Genomic DNA, 14968 nt, shown 5'->3' with positions numbered 1-14968 from the left:
CAGGATTGACCCCATAATTGAATAGAGTTGTAAATGCCTGTTTTTTGTTATAAGATTGTATTAAAAGAAGCCTAATTGACTTAAAATGAACAAACCAGATTTTGATGATATTTTCATGGAGTTGGCCGTAAACTTGGCCCAACGTTCCCATTGTATCAAAAAACATGTGGGTGCTGTACTAACCAAGGACACCCGAATAATTTCAATAGGTTATAATGGGCCTCCTCCAGGTACCCATAATTGTGATGAGGAGTTTCCGGTGGAGGGTTGTAGAAGAGACAGTAAGGGAAGTTGTTCTTTGGCATTGCATGCAGAGCAAAATGCCATTTTATACGCCGTAAAAAATAAAGCAACGGTTGATGGGTCTACCTTGTTTGTGACCTTGGCGCCTTGTCTTCCATGTGCAAGGATTATTTACTCCATGGGCATAACAAAAGTGATTTTTCTAAATTCTTATGCCGAATATAAGGGGATTGGAATGGATGAAGGGCTTGAGTTTTTGAAAAAATTTGGCGTAAAAGTTTCAAAATACACCAAACCGATAAAAAGTGGAGACGATTTAATTTAAACGTTGATTAGATTTTCAGAATTAACTACATTCACTTCCCTCTCAAGTGAAATGCCAAATTTACTTAGCACATCCATTTGGATTTGATGGCTTAAGTCCAGGATTTCTTCACCTTTTCCATTCCCATAATTCACTAAAACTAGGGGCTGTTTTTTATGCACCCCTACTTCTCCTATTTGTTTGCCTTTCCAGCCAGTATTTTCGATTAACCATGCTGCGGGAACCTTCACTTGACTAGCATTAGGGTAGCCAGGTAAAGCAGGGAACTTGAGTTTTAAATTATCAAAGTCACTGGCAGGGATTACTGGGTTTTTGAAAAAACTTCCGGCATTCCCTATTTCTTTGGGGTCAGGGAGTTTGGATTGACGAATACTGATTATAGCCTTACTGATGTTTTGGGCTGTAGCTGTGGTATGTCCCATTTGATCCAAGACTGTTTGTATGTCTCCATAGCTTATATTAGGTGTATGGATTTTAGACAGATTGAAAGATACTTTACAAATGATGTATTTTCCTTTCAGGGAAGTTTTAAATACGCTCTCCCTATAGCCAAATCTCACTTCGGAGGGAAGGAAAGTTTTAATAAGTCCTGTACTGATTTCAATAGCTTCAAGGCTATGGAAAACGGCTTTTATTTCAACACCATAGGCACCAATGTTTTGCATAGGCGCTGCGCCTACTGTTCCTGGTATTAAGGAGAGGTTTTCAATGCCACTTAGCCCTTTATCAAGGCTATATAAAACAAGTTCATGCCATATTACTCCAGATCCAGCCTCAATTAGTACAGTTTTGTCATTTGTTTTTATTTCTTTAATGCCAAGAATATTCACCTTTAAAACCAAGGCATCCAGGTTTTCTGTAAAAAGCACATTGCTTCCTCCTCCCAAAATAAGTATGGGTTTCATTTTGCTTTTGGCGAAATTTAAGGCCTCAAGAATGTCTTCCTTACTTTCTACCTCGGCAAAGAAACTTGCCATCACATCAATTCCAAAAGTGTTATAGGCCTTTAAAGAAATATTTTCCTGTATCTTCATTGTCATATTTAAATCACGAATTAAAAGATTATTTAACCAATTTCGAAAGATTATATCAAATTTGCGCTTTATAAATCATTAGCTTCAAAAGTAGATAGGTAAATCAAATGATTGAAGCCATTGATAATGAGTTGAAATTGACTAAAAATAGGTTGTCATGAAAGAAATGGTCATCAACGGGATCAGGGTTAGGCCCGGGCAGTCCCTGAATATAGAAATTGCTATTGCCAGGCTTCCCACGCATACATTGATTGATTTGCCAGTATTTATCAGGAGTTCTAGTATCCCCGGTCCTACGGTGCTTATTAGTGGTGGTGTTCATGGGGATGAAATTAATGGGATAGTCACTGTCAAAAGGATGTTGGAGGAAAATATCTTTGAACCTAAAAAGGGAACCTTGATTTTTATCCCTCTGGTAAATGTATATGGCTTTTTGAGTAATTCCCGGACATTTCCAGATGGGAGAGACCTGAATCGAAGTTTTCCAGGCAATAATAAAGGTTCATTGGCATCGCAAATAGCTCAAATCCTTACTCGGGAAATTATACCTCAAATAGATTATGGTATAGATTTTCATACTGGAGGTAGAATGTTATCCAATCATCCTCAGATCAGAGTTGATTTCAAAGATACAAAAGGACTGAAACTGGCGGAGGTATTTGGGGCTAACTTTACGGTAAATTCTGCTCATATCGACAAATCTTTTAGGAAAGAAGCCTTTAAAAATGACAAGCACATTTTGGTTTTTGAAGGGGGTGAATCCATGCGCTTGGATGATAAGGTGATTCAGGAGGGGATCGATGGTACGGGTAGGTTACTTAAACATTTGGAGATGATAGATGGGGATTACCCATCGACTAAGACAAAGAAAATAGAAGAAAGCAGTTGGGTGCGTGCAAGGGTTTCAGGTATTTTTAATTCTTCTGTTTCCTTGGGTGAAGAAGTGAAAAAAGGTCAGATGCTGGCCAAAATTTCCGATCCTTACGGACAGGTGAAGGTGCCGGTTAAAGCCTCTGCTTCTGGATACATAATAGGTGTAAATAACCTCCCCGTAGTCAATGCAGGTGATGCACTTGTACATATAGGCAAGTCTCAAAGTGAAGGTTAAAAAGAAAAAAATACTTTGTTTTTTCTTTAGGACTTTATGGTCTTCCCTTTTAATTAATAATACAAGGGAAGACCATTATGTGTTCTAAAGGTTAAGGTTGCTTTATCATTATTACACCTTCGGCCAGTTTTATGGTGGTTTTCGTGTCGCAGCCTTCAGCAGTTGAGTAGGTCAACTTATGAGTTACAGGTGATTCACCGCTTCTTTGAATTGTCCAGTTTTCTTCACCTGAAACAGGCCTGAATTTTAAAGAGGAAAGACAGGAAGTGCTTATTATTTTAGGTGCCGAAATCACTGCTTCCAATTGGTTGCCTCCCCAGTTTCTACCTGTCATCGTACCATTGCTTTTTATTTCTATTATTTTTTGGGACTGAAACTTGGCTTCGTGTTCAAGGTCAAGTATAAGCCTCGTACTCGATTCATGCTCATCTTTTAGGAGTAGGGTATCTGAAGTCTCAGCAAGCATCACTTTGGTATTTTGCTTTTGCAGTACTTTAAAAAGCCGATATCCTTCAAGTTTACTTTTATCGTATTGGTAGCCGTCATAAATTATTTTTATGGAATCATTGGTGTTACTAAAACGGCTACTGTATTTTAATATTAGTTTCCCCTTATGGTCTCCTGATGCCTCTTCACATATAGGATTGTCATAATCTAAAGTTACTGTCAGCATGTCTTCGCCAATAGTTACAGTAGGGCATCCAGGAAGGCTGTCTGTAAATAGGCTGTTGGAAAAGGTGAATACATTATAAAAGGCCAAGTGGTGGTGCTCATCTAAAGTCTTTGATACCCAATAGGCTTCCTCACCTTCAAAAGATTGGTCAATCTGCAAATCCTTGTTGGTGTCCAGATTACAGGAGAAAAGATAGATTAAAAAAACAAGTGGGATATATTGCTTCATTTTTTTCGCGTTATTTACATTGTTCCCGTTAAATTAATCAAAGATAAATAAACTTTCATCCAAACATTTCAATCCTTTGAAATTTATGTACTTTGAAATATATTAGTTAACAATAAATCAAAATAATGAAATATCAGGAAGGTATGCTCGTTAATGATGCCTTAAAAGGCCATGTAATTATGATTTCCGGCGGTGGTACAGGTTTAGGGGCTTCCATGGGTAAGTATTTTTTAAGCCTTGGAGCCAAATTGGTAATTTGCAGTAGGAACCTAGAGGTTTTGCAAAAGACAGCTAGTGACATGGAAAAGGAGACTGGTGGTGAGGTTTTTCCTATAGCTTGTGATTTAAGAGATTATGATCAGGTTAAAAAAATGTATGGGCAAGCTCTGGACCATTATGGGAGTATCGATGCGGTGGTCAATAATGCGGCAGCAAATTTTATCAGCCCTACAGATAGGTTATCCCCGAATGCTTTTAATACCATTATAGATATTGTATTAAAAGGAACAGCCAATCTAACGCTTGTAGCTGGAAAAAACTGGATCAAGCAAAAGGTTTCGGGAACATTTTTAAATATAGTAACTACCTACGCCTTTACAGGCTCTGCTTATGTTGTGCCAAGTGCGGCTGCCAAAGCAGGGGTTCTGGCCATGACTCGGTCTTTGGCGGTAGAGTGGGCGCCTCACGATATCCGTTCAAATGCCATTGCTCCTGGCCCATTCCCTACTTCTGGAGCATGGGAACGCTTACTACCGGGAGAACTAGCTGAGAAATTTGATCCGTCTCGTAGGGTTCCGTTAGGTAGGGTAGGTGAGCACCAGGAGTTGGCCAATCTCGCTGCTTATCTTGTTTCACCATTTTCGGCTTATATTAATGGGGAAATTATCACCATTGATGGGGGTGAATGGCTTCAGGGGGCCGGCCAATTTAATGGGCTTAGGGCAATTAAACCTGAATGGTGGGATGCCATGGAGGCCAAAAGAAAGAAGAGGTAAACTCAGGATTGATACTTATTTGGCTTACTGGGACTGTAAAGGAGAAGCTCTCGATGAAGGGTTATACCATGGATTCAATGAGTTGCCTATTGTTTATAGTATTAGGAGTGAAATGCATAGGGAGTTATAGGTGGTCTTCCTTGAATACTGGAGGCTTTTTATAGGGCAATTCCAGACTATGATCCCATGTGGGAAGAACCTTACTGATGTTTTGCTCATTAATCGAAGTGGTTTCGATAAAGTACCAATTCCCTCTGTTTTCCGTACCTACAGCCACGAGATTACTCTCGGAGGTGATTGTGCCTCCGGGAACCTTGGTTACTGTAGTGATAGGCACTACGGCATGTATTTCCGTGGCATTGGAGCTAAATTGAATATCATCGCCAAATTCCAGGGTGGTGAGTTTTTGCCCTTTATTGATTTTGGTATCTTGAATTTGTTTGAGAATGTTCTTCATTGCGGGCCTACCGCCAGCTTTTTCGATTAATATGGGGTAGGTGAAATCCAATAAGATTTCATAATCACCGTGTATCTGGGCATAAGCATATATTTGCCCCGCTGTTTTAATTTCTTCTATAACCTGTGCTTCAGCCGTTAAGGTAAATTGACAAGCACATAAAAAAAGACAGCATAAAAAATTCTTTACCATAACCTTTTCAATTTATTAGCTAAAATAGGTTTTAGTGAAGAAAATTCAAGTTAATATTTAAGATAATTTATTGTTCGATGTCCCTGGCCTCAAAGCTTTCCAGTTCACCATCGTATATTTGGTAACTAATTTGGATAGGATTACAACATACCTCACAGTCTTCAATGTAATTTTGTTCAGGTATGCTTGGGTCCAGTAGCATAGAGATTTCTGCCAGGCAATAGGGGCATTGAAAAAAATGTTCTATTTCCATAATGACTTAGTCTAAGTTTAACCCATTTTACTCACTTTCTGAAGGAATAAAATAGAAATTCATCCATTTAGCTACTCTACCGTATGAGTTACTCAGCCTTTAAACCCGGATTATGTAATAGGATTTCTCCGCCCTGACAATGTCAGGGGTGAAGCCTGTCCCGTGTTTACGGGAAGTGTTGCAATCGCAAGAAAATCAGGTCGTGTTTGGAAATTTTAGCATAGCACCGCTATGGTGATATTGAAAACAGCAACGAAGTGGCTGATTTTAAAGCTATTTCAGCACGTAATAGAATGTCTATTGCATATTTCGGGTTAAACTTGCTTTTTAAACTTTTATGGGTTCAAGTCGGGGGTTGAGGGGCTGATAAGAAATAAAATCCGGCTTCTTATTTTACAATCCACTTCCTGATAAGGAAATAGGGGCGTTTTTGCTATCTAAAACCTCGGTATTTTCACACTTCAATATACGGTAAGGGTATTTTTTTAGCAGTTCATAATTATGGGTTGCCATCAGAATGGCTGTGCCTCTTTTATTGATTTCCTGAAAAAGTTTGAAAATCCCATCTGAAACATCTGGGTCCAGGTTTCCTGTGGGTTCATCTGCAAGAAGAATAGAGGGTTCATTTAATAGTGCCCTGGCAATAACCACACGCTGTTGCTCACCACCTGAAAGTTGGTGAGGCATTTTAGTAGCAGCACCTCCCAAGCCGACACCCATCAAAACCTCTATCATTCGGTTTTTCATTTTGAGTTTGTCTTTCCAGCCTGTGGCGCGCAATACGAAATAGAGGTTTTCTGCCACGCTTCTGTCGGGAAAGAGCTGGAAATCCTGAAATACTATTCCTAATTTTCTTCTTAAAAAGGGGATTTCTTTCTTCTTGATTTCCTCAATGGGATAGCCTGCAACGGATGCCTTGCCCATAACCAATGGTAAATCAGCATACAGGGTTTTTAAAAGTGAACTTTTCCCACTTCCTGTACGCCCAATTAAAAATACAAATTCCCCTTTTTCAATGTTGAAGTTTACATTTTTCAAAATGGTATTGATACCTTGAAAAACACATGCGTTCTCAACCTTAACTACAGGATCGTTGGAAAAAACCATATCAGAGATCTAACTTTTTTAGTTTACCGAAGGGAAGTTCTTTGATGAGTTTTTCAAGCGCTTCTTCTTTGCCTCCAAGCCCGAATTTTTCAATTTTTTTAAGTGGTCTATCTGCCCTGAAGTAAGCCACAAGTACAAAATTTTCATCTCTGATCTGTATATAATCAGGGATTTTTGCTTTCCCTTTCACTTTGATGATGTACATGTCCGGTAGTTTTTTTATTGTAACCTTATAGCCTGGCAATAGTTTTCAAAAAGGAGCAGGTCCTCAAACCTGCCCCTTTGAATATTATTTGTTTGCTTTGGCATGGTCAGCCAAGAATTGAGCCAATCCTTTGTCAGTAAGTGGGTGATTCAATAAACCTGTGATCACTTTAAGTGGGCAAGTTACCACATCAGCTCCAAGTTCAGCACATTTAACCAAGTGCATGGTGTGTCTAACAGAGGCCGCAAGGACTTCAGTTTCATAACCATAATTTTGGTAGATATGAACGATTTGAGCGATAAGGTCTAATCCATCAAAAGAGATGTCATCAAGTCGGCCAATAAAAGGAGAGAGGTAAGAAGCTCCTGCTTTGGCTGCAAGAATGGCTTGACCTGCTGAAAAGACCAAAGTACAATTGGTGCGGATTCCTTCACTTGAGAAATATTTGATAGCTTTGATGCCATCTTTGATCATAGGTACTTTTACTACGATTTTGTCGTCAAGTTTTGCAAGTTCCTTACCTTCTTTGATGATTCCTTCAAAATCTGTAGCAATCACTTCTGCACTTACATTGGCATCCACTATGTTACAGATGGCCTTGTAATGGTTGATGACATTTTCGTCACCACTGATTCCTTCTTTAGCCATTAAGGAAGGATTCGTAGTCACCCCATCTAATACACCTAGGTCATAGGCTTCTTTTATTTCGTTGAGATTCGCAGTATCGATAAAGAATTTCATGCTTGTTTTTAGGTTTGTTGATATGTCCCGGTAAATTTAAACCAAAATTAACAAAAAGAAGGGGCTTGAGTAGGAAAAGGACAAAAAAATAAGCGGCATCGCACCGCTACGACCGCCTACCCTTGCTTCCTTCCGGACCTGGGGGATTCAGCGGGAGCTGGTCGTGCCGCTTGGTACAAAGGTAACTATTTTCAGTACATCCGCAAAATATATTTTTCACTCCTTCCTAATCCCTTTATAATCAAAGCGAAAAAATTCTGGCAATATTATTGATATCATTTCCATAGATATTTCCTTATATTTTCGATGCTTTGTAAGCATAACAGTTATTAGCTATGAAAAAGACATTAAGTATTTTAAGTTTGGTATTTATTATGAGTTCATGTGCCCTTATCCAACCAAGAATCCCTTATCAGTTGGGCATGTCTGAAAGCAAATTCCTTAGACAAAACAAGGATGCGGTAATCAGTCAAATAAGCGTGGACAAAAAAGTGTATAGAGTCAATAATGGAGATAGATTCTACTTATTGGTTACTTTTGAAAACGATGCCTTGACTAATCTTGAGGAAATGGAATTGACCCCACAGTGGCCAGCGCAAAGATACATGGATGAGAACAATCCCAATTACAACAACCCTAACTATAACAATCCCAACGGAAACCAAAACAAGTATCCACAACAAAATAATCCTAACCAATAAAGTGGATAATTAATGGGAAAAAATAAGCTTAACAAACTCAATTTAGGTGATAAGGCCTCTTTAAATTTTTAAGGAGGACTTTATTTTTTGTTATGGAGCTTATGGTGTTTTTGTAATTAAGTAAAAAAATGTATTAAGTTTATTGTGTTGCTTAAAAATATGATTTAATATTTTCTTATATTTAATCCTTTATTTGGAAGATCAATAGCATTAGCATGAACAATAATAGAAGGAAATTTTTAAAGAAAATGGGAATGGCCGGAGCAGCTTCGGCAATGGTTCCGGTGGCATTTGCAGGAGAAGAGCCAAAGGCAATTTCCCAAATGAAAAGAAATTTCGAAAGTCCAGCAGACAAGGAATTGAATATTGCCTTAATTGGAGCAGGTATCATGGGATCCCAAGATATGAATACCGCACTTCAACATGACAATGTAAGTATAGTGGCTGTTTGTGATTTGTATGATGGTAGATTGGATTCGGCTAAAGAAAAGTGGGGACAACACCTGTTTTTAACCAAAGATTATAAAGAGATCCTGAAAAGGAAAGATATAGATGCAGTTCTAATAGGAACACCAGATCATTGGCACAAGCAGATCAGCATTGATGCCATGAACGCCGGCAAGCATGTTTACTGCGAAAAACCGATGGTTCATAGTGTGGATGAGGGTAAGGATGTCATTGATGCCTGGAAGAAATCGGGTAAAGTGATGATGGTAGGTAGTCAAGGGATATCAAGCCTGGGGAATGAGAAGGCCAAAGAATTGTTGGCTGAAGGCGCTATCGGAGACATTAACTATGCCGAGGGTTTTTGGGCCAGACATTCTCCTGAAGGCGCTTGGCAGTACAATGTACCTGAGGATGGTAATACCAAGACGGTGGACTGGGAAAGGTATATTTCCAATACCACAGATAGACCATTTGATCCACTACGGTTTTTTAGATGGAGAAATTACCTTGATTATGGTACTGGGATGTCTGGAGATTTATTTGTTCATTTATTTACCAGCCTTCATTTTATTACCAACTCTTTGGGACCAGATAAAGTATCAGCCATGGGGGGATTAAGGTATTGGAAGGATGGAAGAGAAGTGCCAGATGTTTTATTGGGAATGTTCCAATATCCAGACAGTCAACAACACCCTGGTTTTAACTTGTCTTTAAGATGTAATTTTGTGGATGGTACCAGTGGTTCTACCTACTTGAAAATTGTAGGTAGTAAAGGGTCTATGGATGTGAAATGGGATGAAGTGGTTGTAAAGACCAACCAGAAAGTGTCCAGTAATGATCCATTTATGGAAGCACAAGCAAAGATGAGAGGAGATGCTCCCGATCGTAAGAAAATTTTACCACCCAATGAAATGGTTTATAAAGTGGAGCCTGGTTATAAAGGAGCGCATTATGATCATTTTGGGAATTTTTTCCGTGCCATCAGGGAGAATGGAGAAGTGGTAGAAAACCCTATATTTGCTTTTCGTGCTGCGGCACCAGCTTTATTGTGTAATGACAGTTATTTCCAGGACAAATTTATTAAATGGGATCCTGTAAATATGAAATTAGTATAATTTAAGTTTAATATCTAAAACCAATGATGAAAACACTTATTAAAACAAGCGGCCTAATGTTGGCAGCAGTCCTTGTAATGTCATGCGCATCTGATGGCACCGACCTGTTTAATGGCAAAGACCTTACAGGATGGACAGTATATGGTACTGAAAAATGGTATGTTGAAGATGGTATTTTGGTCTCCGAGAGTGGCCCTGACGGGGAGTATGGCTATCTTGGTACTGAGAAAAATTATAAAAACTTTGAATTGACCGCACAATTCAAGCAAGATCAGGATGGTAACAGTGGTATCTTCTTTCGCTCAAACTTTGAAGGAACCAAGGTTTCCGGTTGGCAAGTAGAAGTGGCACCTCCAGGTGACGATACAGGAGGAGTATATGAGTCTTATGGTCGTGGTTGGTTGATCAAACCAGATCCTGAAAAAGACAAAAACCTAAAATTTGGTGAGTGGAATGATATTAAAATTCGTGTTGTTGATGACCATGTAACTACTTGGCTTAATGGCGTAGAAATGATAGATTATTCTGACGAAAAAATTGGTGAAGGTGAAGGGCAGTTGGCACTTCAGATTCACAGTGGTGGAGGTCTGAAGATTTCCTGGAAAAACATCAAAGTAAAAGAATTGTAAGTAGCCTGTTTTAGAACAAACAGTCTCAAGATTCAAAGGATTATACAGAAAAAAAGCCCCTTTTCGGGGCTTTTTTACGTTCAACTACTATTGTTTGACAAAAGGAACCAACCTTTGAGTCATTTTTAGTAATTTGCGCTCTAGAAAATAATGATATATGTCTAAATTTGATCCGATAAGACCTTTTTATGATAATGAAGTCAATCAGGCATTGAAAGAATATGGCCAACATCCCATGATGAAGGCAATAATGAATTTCACTTTTCCTGACAGATCAGAGGCAGAATGGGCCGAAATGTTTTCCGATATTCACTCAATCAGAGACTTTCAAACAAAAATTATATACGATGCTGTACTTAAAATTTTAAAAGTTAGTTCTGATGGACTATCTACTTCAGGATTTGAAAACCTGAAACCCAATACAGCCTATCTGTTTATTTCAAACCATCGGGATATTATACTTGACACCTCTTTGCTGAATGCTACCTTGTACGAACATGGGTTAGTGATGACAACTTCTGCAATAGGGGATAATCTTGTGAAAAAGCCTTTTTTGAAGGCATTATCAAGGATTACACGTAATTTTGTGGTTTTTAGAGGACTTAGTCCTAAGGCCATGTTTGAAAATTCTAAGTTGAATTCTGAATACATAAGGGAAGCATTGCTGAAAGAAAACAGGTCTGTTTGGATTGCTCAGAGGGAAGGCAGAACCAAAGATGGCATGGACCTGACACAAAAAGGCATGTTGAAAATGCTGGCCTTGGCCAGTGAGGATACACCTTTGAAAGACTATTTTAAGCAATTGAAAATAGTTCCTGTATCCATTTCTTACGAAAACGACCCAACAGACGTACTTAAAATGCCTGAATTACTTGCCAAGGCCAGGGAAGAGATTTATGTGAAGCAGAAAAATGAAGATTTCAAAACACTGGTAAGCGGGATTATGGGGCAAAAGAAACGCATTCATATTTCCGTAGGAAAAGTACTCGATGAAGAAATAGACGAGGTGCTAGGTACCGAAGGTCCTATAAATAAACAATTGCAATTACTTGCAGAAGAATTGGATCGGGTGATTGTACACAATTACCAGTTATGGCCTACCAACTATATTGCACTGGACATTATGAACAATACCAGTAAATATGCAGCGCATTATACCAACGAGGAAATGGAAGCATTTAAAGAAAGAATGCACAAAGGTATAGATATGGAAAACGAAGTTGCGGTACATAACTTTTTGGCAATGTATGCCAACCCAGTTGTTCACAAGCAAAATATTTCTCAACCAACTTCTTGAGTCCCCATTCTTTTAAAATGAAAATAACCTAGGTTTATGGCTTTAAGAAGCTTTCTAACCTAGGTTGTTTTTATATTGAATATATTCCTGAATCAAGTTTCTAATACTTATTTCAATCGATTCAGATTATCCTTAGTAGGACTGGTAATGATTGATTATTATACTTTCCAGAACACCTTCCTCGAAATTTAGTTTTACTACATCCATTTTGTTTTTTTCCAATGTGTATCCAAAATACCACTGAGGTGATTTTTCCATTTCGCTATCATAGGTTTTAGAGAGGTCTTTGGTCAGTAAATTAATGGCTTCAAATTTACTTTTATACTTCTCATTTTCGCTGATTGTTTTGAGCTTGTCATACAACACAGCTATATCATCTCCTTTCCTGATGGCGGACTGAGACAGTTCTTCAGGCCATTTTTCAAGTGCCTGACCACTGCTTAAATAGATGGTTTCTATGCTATTGTTTTTTATTCCTAACTGAACACCGGAAGAGGTACCTATTTTTTCATCCATAAAAATATAGTGATACAGTGGCAATTTGTCTTCCAATTCAGCTACTCCTTCATATATGTTGGAGACAATGTTTATATATTCAAGTCCTATATCACTTTTCAACTCGTTTACCGATTCATATACCGTCGCAGAATTGGCGCCTATGGTGAAGGTTTTGTAATCCCCAGACTTAATGGTATCTGTTGAAATGAGTGAAGAAATGGGTGGCTCAGTGATGATTTCCGGTTCCGTTTCAACTGTGTTGAGGCAACCTGCCAATAATAGAGGCAAGAAGAAAAGTGCCCATGCACCTTTAGTTGATGGCGCTTTTTTGTTTGCTGTCATTTTACTTAAAAATGAGTCATAGGTAATTTTTTTCATAATATAGAATGTTGGTTTAAAGAGCTTTCAATAATTGATTCAAATACTATACGCAACAAACTATGTGTATGTCTTGTTGAAGCTTCTTTTTCTTTTAAAGAAAGGAAAAAGTAGCAAAGACTTTCTCATCAAATAAAATCCCAAGACATTAAAAAGTAATCTTAGATTGAGATGCTGATGGTATTGTAGCCTATTTCTATTTTAACCCACATTATGCATTAGCCTATCTATTACGACCTGAATCTACCTCAAAATCAGTCGCTACGCTGCTGTTTTCGATTTCACCATAGCGATGCTATGATTAAATCTCCAAACAGCCTGATTTTCTTGCAGTTTCAGTTCTCATTACAATTCCTTATGGATAAAGCGGGTTTAATAAGAAAGCCAGAGATCTCACAATTGAATTCTCTGGCTTTCCTTTAGTGGTAATTGTATAAAGGTATAAAATAACTTATGCGCCCTTAACTGCTAAAACCTCTGGTAGGGATGCCAAACTTGGCAAGATATAATCTGGATGAGCCGTTTTTAGTTGCTTCTCATTTTGCGCTCCAGTCAATACACCAATCGTCAAACCACAATTTGCATTTTTACCTTCTTCAATATCAATGGTAGAATCTCCTGCTTTCAGTACCTCTTGAGACTCTGTAATGCCACATATCTTCATGGCTTTGTAAATCATGTCTGGTTGGGGTCGCCCATTCAATACATCGTCAGCGGTGACCAGCCCATCGATGTCCTTTCCTGTTTCCCAGCCTAATTTCAAAAGTAGCGATAAGGCTGTTTTGCGGTCATAACCTGTATTAAGCACCACAAACACACCTTTACTCCTCAGACCTTTCATCATTTCTTTTACCCCAGGAAAAGTTTTCACCTCCAACTGCTCATAAGTTAGTTTTAGGGTTGGTTTAAAATTGGCAAATGCTTCAGAGGCAATGCTTGCAATATCAGTGGAATTGGTACATGCTTTCAATACATCAGTTATGGCCTGATGCTTTTCCTTACCTGCCCCATGTGCCAAAACTTCCTCCAATGAAACGTTAAATCCCTTGTCATTGATTACTTTTTGAACGGTTTTGTAAACTACATTGTCCTCATCCACGGTAGTTCCCGCCATGTCAAGTACCACTAGCTTAATGTTTTTCATTTTTATAAATTAAATAGTTTTTCAATGTTTTCTTTAGCAAATGCAGGACTACCTGTCATTCCTTTTCCACCTATTCCGGTGACAATATGAATGTTTTCATCGATTGTTTTTTCATATAGCTCCCCATTTTTACATTGAGCGTAGGTTCCATACCAGCGATAAGCTATATCATAGGTGGGTAGGTCTATTATGGCCTTGGCCTCTTGAAGCATAAATTGATCAATCTCCATGTCTAAATCAAATCCCAGTTTATCACTATTTCTGGCGTCCGTATATTGATGAGAATCTCCCAGAATGACAGAACCATCCATTGCCTGCTTAAAAAGAATATGTATGCCCCATTTTTTCTCAAGCGTATCATTGGCCTCCTTCTTTTTTATAGAAGCATAGGAAGGACATTCCTGAAAGGCTTCATACCTTCGTATAGATCTTCCGGTCAATAGGGAGCCTGGCAGTTGATAGGACTTTGCTTGGGGTTTGGTTTGCATCATCTGCAATTTAGAAATTTCCATATCGCTTCCTGCAAAAATAGCGGGATACAATGTTTTAAATTCGCTTCCACTACAGATAAGAACTTTTGAAGACTTTAACTTTTTACCACTGGTGGTTGTGCACCTTACAAATGACCCATTGTTTTCGCAAGCGATCACTGTTGTGGAAGGGAGATAAGCGAGCCCCATTTTTGCATGCATAAAGTTCAGAAGCCGGTGAATCATAAGCCGTGGCTCTACAGTGATTTCTTCTGGGAAAAACAAACCACCTTTGACATAATCACTCCTTAGCCCTGGGAAATTTCCCAAACAAGTTGGCTTGGAAAGCAAAATGGAGGGATAACTTCTAGAATAATTGATCGAAGCAAGCTCCTCAATCAACTGCATTTCTTCTGCATCAGAAGCAAGATAGACTGTTCCTTGGTTTCTGACAGTTAAGTCAATTGTGCTGTGAATTTCTTTATAGATAGCCAGACTTTCTCTTCCATAAGCTTGCCACTTTTCATTCATTCCTGAAGGAATAACCTGCCCAAAATTGCGTACAGTAGCGCCTTGTGGAGCATTGTCCTTTTCGATCAGGGCTACCTTCAATCCCTTCTTTAGGGCATGATAGGCATGAAAAGTGCCCAAAACACCAGCTCCAACTACAATAAGATCAAACATTCCTTGACTGTGTTTCTATTGTCAACTTTTAAAGATTCTTCATA

General features: G+C 38.6%; 17 protein-coding genes and 1 other RNA gene. 7 read left to right on the top strand and 11 right to left on the bottom strand.

Features of this window, described 5'->3' with window-relative positions; all coding sequences use genetic code 11:
- Positions 1–85: 85 nt before the first annotated feature.
- Positions 86–568, top strand: coding sequence for a deoxycytidylate deaminase (locus AC13EX_RS08070; protein WP_048640215.1), 483 nt, complete (start codon positions 86–88; stop codon positions 566–568).
- Here AC13EX_RS08070 and murB read toward each other — a convergent pair.
- Positions 565–1602, bottom strand: coding sequence for a UDP-N-acetylmuramate dehydrogenase (gene murB / locus AC13EX_RS08065; RefSeq protein WP_482892264.1), 1038 nt, complete (start codon positions 1600–1602; stop codon positions 565–567). The genes AC13EX_RS08070 and murB overlap by 4 nt on opposite strands.
- Positions 1603–1759: 157 nt before the next feature.
- On the opposite strand from murB, the gene AC13EX_RS08060 reads away from it, so the two are divergent.
- On the top strand, positions 1760–2710 hold the full coding sequence (locus AC13EX_RS08060; RefSeq protein WP_048640213.1) for a succinylglutamate desuccinylase/aspartoacylase family protein: 951 nt from the start codon (positions 1760–1762) through the stop codon (positions 2708–2710).
- Positions 2711–2801: 91 nt separating this feature from the next.
- Here the strand turns inward: AC13EX_RS08060 and AC13EX_RS08055 are convergent, their stop codons facing one another.
- On the bottom strand, positions 2802–3611 hold the full coding sequence (locus tag AC13EX_RS08055) for a hypothetical protein (RefSeq protein ID WP_048640212.1): 810 nt from the start codon (positions 3609–3611) through the stop codon (positions 2802–2804).
- Positions 3612–3736: 125 nt separating this feature from the next.
- On the opposite strand from AC13EX_RS08055, the gene AC13EX_RS08050 reads away from it, so the two are divergent.
- Positions 3737–4606 (top strand): SDR family oxidoreductase, encoded by an 870-nt coding sequence (locus AC13EX_RS08050; RefSeq protein ID WP_339717306.1) that lies wholly within the window; start codon positions 3737–3739, stop codon positions 4604–4606.
- A 124-nt stretch (positions 4607–4730) separates the two neighbouring features.
- Here AC13EX_RS08050 and AC13EX_RS08045 read toward each other — a convergent pair whose 3' ends face one another.
- From AC13EX_RS08045 to ffs, 6 genes are all read right to left on the bottom strand, one after another.
- Positions 4731–5255: a hypothetical protein gene (locus AC13EX_RS08045; protein WP_482892263.1), complete on the bottom strand. Its 525-nt coding sequence runs from the start codon at positions 5253–5255 to the stop codon at positions 4731–4733.
- Positions 5256–5322: 67 nt separating this feature from the next.
- Positions 5323–5508 carry a zinc ribbon domain-containing protein gene (locus tag AC13EX_RS08040; protein WP_482892262.1) on the bottom strand — a complete coding sequence of 62 codons (186 nt, stop codon included), beginning with the start codon at positions 5506–5508 and terminating at the stop codon, positions 5323–5325.
- A 393-nt stretch (positions 5509–5901) separates the two neighbouring features.
- A complete protein-coding gene (locus AC13EX_RS08035; protein ID WP_048640208.1) occupies positions 5902–6615 on the bottom strand; it encodes a cell division ATP-binding protein FtsE in 714 nt (237 codons plus the stop codon).
- 1 nt (position 6616) lies between these two features.
- Complete coding sequence (locus AC13EX_RS08030; RefSeq protein WP_020893396.1) at positions 6617–6820, bottom strand: hypothetical protein; 204 nt, start codon at positions 6818–6820, stop codon at positions 6617–6619.
- A gap of 84 nt (positions 6821–6904) precedes the next feature.
- Positions 6905–7561 carry a fructose-6-phosphate aldolase gene (gene fsa, locus AC13EX_RS08025; RefSeq protein ID WP_048640207.1) on the bottom strand — a complete coding sequence of 219 codons (657 nt, stop codon included), beginning with the start codon at positions 7559–7561 and terminating at the stop codon, positions 6905–6907.
- Positions 7562–7645: 84 nt separating this feature from the next.
- An RNA gene (gene ffs, locus AC13EX_RS08020) (signal recognition particle sRNA small type) lies at positions 7646–7736 on the bottom strand.
- Positions 7737–7896: 160 nt separating this feature from the next.
- On the opposite strand from ffs, the gene AC13EX_RS08015 reads away from it, so the two are divergent.
- The 4 genes from AC13EX_RS08015 to AC13EX_RS08000 all read left to right on the top strand — a co-directional run bounded on the left by AC13EX_RS08015 (position 7897) and on the right by AC13EX_RS08000 (position 11750).
- Positions 7897–8262, top strand: a complete 366-nt coding sequence (locus AC13EX_RS08015) for a hypothetical protein (protein WP_048640206.1) — start codon at positions 7897–7899, stop codon at positions 8260–8262.
- A 215-nt stretch (positions 8263–8477) separates the two neighbouring features.
- Complete coding sequence (locus AC13EX_RS08010; protein WP_482892261.1) at positions 8478–9824, top strand: Gfo/Idh/MocA family protein; 1347 nt, start codon at positions 8478–8480, stop codon at positions 9822–9824.
- 23 nt (positions 9825–9847) lie between these two features.
- The gene (locus AC13EX_RS08005) at positions 9848–10453 is read left to right on the top strand and encodes a 3-keto-disaccharide hydrolase (RefSeq protein WP_084011585.1); all 606 of its coding nucleotides are present in this window, start codon (positions 9848–9850) and stop codon (positions 10451–10453) included.
- Positions 10454–10610: 157 nt separating this feature from the next.
- Entirely contained in the window at positions 10611–11750 is a 1140-nt protein-coding gene (locus AC13EX_RS08000; RefSeq protein ID WP_048640204.1) for a 1-acyl-sn-glycerol-3-phosphate acyltransferase, read from the top strand.
- 132 nt (positions 11751–11882) lie between these two features.
- Here AC13EX_RS08000 and AC13EX_RS07995 read toward each other — a convergent pair whose 3' ends face one another.
- The 3 genes from AC13EX_RS07995 to AC13EX_RS07985 all read right to left on the bottom strand — a co-directional run bounded on the left by AC13EX_RS07995 (position 11883) and on the right by AC13EX_RS07985 (position 14924).
- Complete coding sequence (locus tag AC13EX_RS07995) at positions 11883–12626, bottom strand: hypothetical protein (RefSeq protein ID WP_482892259.1); 744 nt, start codon at positions 12624–12626, stop codon at positions 11883–11885.
- Between the two features lie 451 nt (positions 12627–13077).
- Entirely contained in the window at positions 13078–13770 is a 693-nt protein-coding gene (locus tag AC13EX_RS07990; RefSeq protein ID WP_048640202.1) for a phosphonatase-like hydrolase, read from the bottom strand.
- 2 nt (positions 13771–13772) lie between these two features.
- A complete protein-coding gene (locus AC13EX_RS07985) occupies positions 13773–14924 on the bottom strand; it encodes a TIGR03364 family FAD-dependent oxidoreductase (RefSeq protein WP_048640201.1) in 1152 nt (383 codons plus the stop codon).
- Between the last annotated feature and the right edge of the window lie 44 nt (positions 14925–14968).

Source organism: Cyclobacterium sp. L-R, assembly GCF_056859355.1.
Note: the sequence above shows the minus strand (reverse complement) of the source record. Positions and strands in the feature narration are given on the sequence as shown.